The organism is Shewanella sp. 10N.286.54.B9 (assembly GCF_041468565.1).
In the GTDB taxonomy this organism is placed as follows: Bacteria; Pseudomonadota; Gammaproteobacteria; order Enterobacterales; family Shewanellaceae; genus Shewanella.
On record NZ_JBFRIY010000097.1, the window covers coordinates 1 to 3,100 of the forward strand.

General features: G+C 35.9%; 4 protein-coding genes. All 4 read left to right on the forward strand.

Annotated features, from left to right (window positions below):
• Nucleotides 1-191 precede the first annotated feature (191 nt).
• The 4 genes from AB4135_RS21820 (at nucleotide 192) to AB4135_RS21835 (ending at nucleotide 3,028) form a co-directional block, all read left to right on the forward strand.
• A complete protein-coding gene (locus AB4135_RS21820) occupies nucleotides 192-518 on the forward strand; it encodes a DUF2834 domain-containing protein (RefSeq protein ID WP_371995521.1) in 327 nt (108 codons plus the stop codon).
• A 50-nt stretch (nucleotides 519-568) separates the two neighbouring features.
• Entirely contained in the window at nucleotides 569-1,201 is a 633-nt protein-coding gene (locus AB4135_RS21825) for an NAD(P)H-dependent oxidoreductase (RefSeq protein ID WP_371995522.1), read from the forward strand.
• Nucleotides 1,202-1,321: 120 nt separating this feature from the next.
• Entirely contained in the window at nucleotides 1,322-2,035 is a 714-nt protein-coding gene (locus tag AB4135_RS21830; RefSeq protein WP_371995523.1) for a hypothetical protein, read from the forward strand.
• Nucleotides 2,036-2,683: 648 nt separating this feature from the next.
• The gene (locus AB4135_RS21835) at nucleotides 2,684-3,028 is read left to right on the forward strand and encodes a hypothetical protein (protein WP_371995524.1); all 345 of its coding nucleotides are present in this window, start codon (nucleotides 2,684-2,686) and stop codon (nucleotides 3,026-3,028) included.
• Nucleotides 3,029-3,100 lie beyond the last annotated feature (72 nt).

The window sequence follows — 3,100 nt, forward strand, 5'->3', positions numbered from 1 at the left end:
GGTTAAGGTAATCTACTGGGTAATAAATCGACAGCGCAGCCCTGTTTAGTGTAGCAATACCCACAGGTGTCGCGGATGTCCAACAAGACGATAAATGAGACGATATTTTGGCCTTTATGAGGTTTTTTTTAGGATAAAATATTGGCTCATTATCTAAAGCGTTATGTAACTAAATTATCTATGGAGTTTCAATGAAACGGATTTATCTATTTTTAGCAATTATTGGTGCAATTACACCTTACATTTTCTACTTTCAATTTATACAAGTTGAAGGTTTAAACTTCTCTTTATTTATAACGGAATTATTTGATAGTAAAGCTTCAAGTGGTTTTACGGCAGACGTATTATTAGCTACTGTTGCGTTTTGGTTATTTATTTTCCAACGAGCTAAAAACACAACGGCTCCCAAACCTCTTATATTCTTTATTTTAAGTTGTACAGTTGGTTTGTCGTGTGCGTTACCGGCATACTTGTATGCAAATGAAAAACAACGGGCTGTTCGCTTCGTTCCATTTTAGCCCACTATTTTTAGCCCGTTAATTGGGCGTTATAAGTATTGGAGATGTATTTGAATATTCTGCTCGTAAGTAGTAGCCAAAGAGATAATTCTAAAAGTTTAGATGTCTCGAAATTTTTACAAACTAATATATTAAATGACATGGAAGGCGTTAAGTCATCGATATTAGATTTATCTAGATATCCTTTTTTATTAGACCATTATGGTACAGGGAGAGATGATTTGATTTCATTAGCTAATAATAAAGATGAAGTATTAGGTCAATTGTATTCCTGTGATGCCGTAGTGTTTATTGTTCCTGAATGGGGAGGCATGATCCCACCAGCACTGGTCAATTTATTACTTTTGTCTGCTAACGGCTCCGCTAATGGTTTGCCTTTAGGTCACAAACCAGCATTTGCTATTGGTGTTTCAGCCTCCAGCGGTGGCAGTAACCCTATTTCGTTATTAAAAGGGTATGCTGCAAAAAACAGTCACCTCACTTGGTTGCCGTTACATGCAATCATTCAAAACGTAGAGGATTTTCTAAAACAAACGTGGACACCAACACTTGAAAATAGATATTCGCAGGTGCAATCACGTTTATTGGTTGGTTTAAGGAGTTTAGCTATCTATTCCAACCAATTAGCTTCTGTCAGAGATGAATTAGTAGTGTTATCAAAAGAGCATCCTTACGGTCAATAAAATACTTATAACAAGCACTTCAAACGGAACAAAAAAACAGTTGGTTAGGTTCCGCTTCGCTTCACATTTTGACCAACTATTTTTGTCCGCTTAAGTGGGCGTTAGCAATCAAGGATGGTCATGAAAAATATTTATTCGCCGAGACAAATTCAAGTAGCAACTTTTTTTGGAGGACCTTTTGCAGCTGCATACTTTTTAAAGTCTTCGTTTGAATCCATAAACAAACAAGAACTTGCTACAAAGTCTTTTATTCTTAGCCTAATAGGCAGTGTAATAATTATTGGAATACTGCCGTTCTTACCTGAAAAAATGCCAAACAATGTAATCCCGCTTCTATATTTAATTCCTGTCGTAGCTTTACTAAAGAAGCACTATTTTACAAAAGAAGAAATATTGGAGTCTGAAGACTATGAAATCGAATCAAGCTGGAAGGTTTTTGGCATATCGTTAGTTTCAGTAGTTCTTTATGGCACTATTGCTTTTGGTTATTTATGGGTTTCACAATCTGATGATGATGTTGCTCAATATCTGGTAGAAAATGTTAATAATTCTAATATCGAACTTAACTCGGATTACTATTTAAAACTCGAAGCGAAAAAAGATGCCAATGGATCAGGAGTGTTATTAAATTTCACCTTAAATAACGGCGTCATTTATGACTTCAAAGATGCAAATCAAGAAACACTTAGACCTATAGCGATTAGTTTTATTGGCAAAGATTATTTACGAGATTTAGCTGAAAACAATGTATATATAATTGTTAACTTTCAAACTCTGACTGGTGAAATAGTCAATAAAGTTATACTGTCACCGTCTAATTTGGAATCAAATTGATTGCTAACAAGCTGTTTAACAAGGACAAAATACAGTTGGCTTTTGCTCCTTCGTCGCTTGATTTTAGCCAACTATATTTTGCCCATTAACAGGGCGTTATGTTTTGGTCTGTATCAACTATATGAAAATGAAGATATTACTATTACTCTTAATTTTGTTTGCAGCACCAATCAATGCACACGTAGATTATGGCGAAGATATTTCGTTTCACCAACTATTGGCTCATAAACACAAGTTGAATTCTAAGCGTGTATATTTCTCCGCTTTTGTGATTGTTGAGGATAATTCAAATTCCGATAATCCGTCAGATGCGATAATTTATATCTACCCGTTCAAACCAGTTAAAGGAAGATTTGTTAAGTCAAACGCAGTAATTATCGAGAACATTTTCAAAACCAAAGAGTCACTTCGTAAATTCAAAGAAAAATTTCACTTACAAAAAGTCAGCGTTTCAGGTACTTTTTACAAATATGATAACAACGAGACTAGCTTTGGCATATTGAAAAACATCATTCGACTTGTCAAAAAAAGGCAAACATAACAAGCGCTTCAACAAGGAAAAATACTGGTTGGCTCCTACGCTGCGCTTCGGATTTTAGCCAACCAGCATTTGTCTGTTAAGCGGGCGTTATGTTTCAAGGAATGGATATGAATCAAAAGTTTTTATGGGCCTCCTATGTACTCCTTGTAGCATTTTGCATTTTTTTCCTTTTTACGCCGTCAAAACTAGCAAATACATTGTTTTTAGAAACACAACAGGAAGGAATGGAGGAAAGGTCGAAGGCACTTGATCAAATGATTGCAAAGCCAAACTATAAAATGGACAGTGAAGTCGTCGCAGATTTACTTCAATTCGAATTAGAACAATCAAAACAGCATTATAACGATACAAAAGCTGTTTTAAGAATTCAGTACTGGCTAGGCTTAATACTTGGAGGCTTGCTCTTGGTTCACCTTTCAGCGCTTCTAAGTACTAGGAAATATAAGCAATGAAACATAATCGGGTAGTCGGAGGTATCTAGCCTCCAACCCCCACACCACCCTGCATGCGGCTCCGCACAGGGC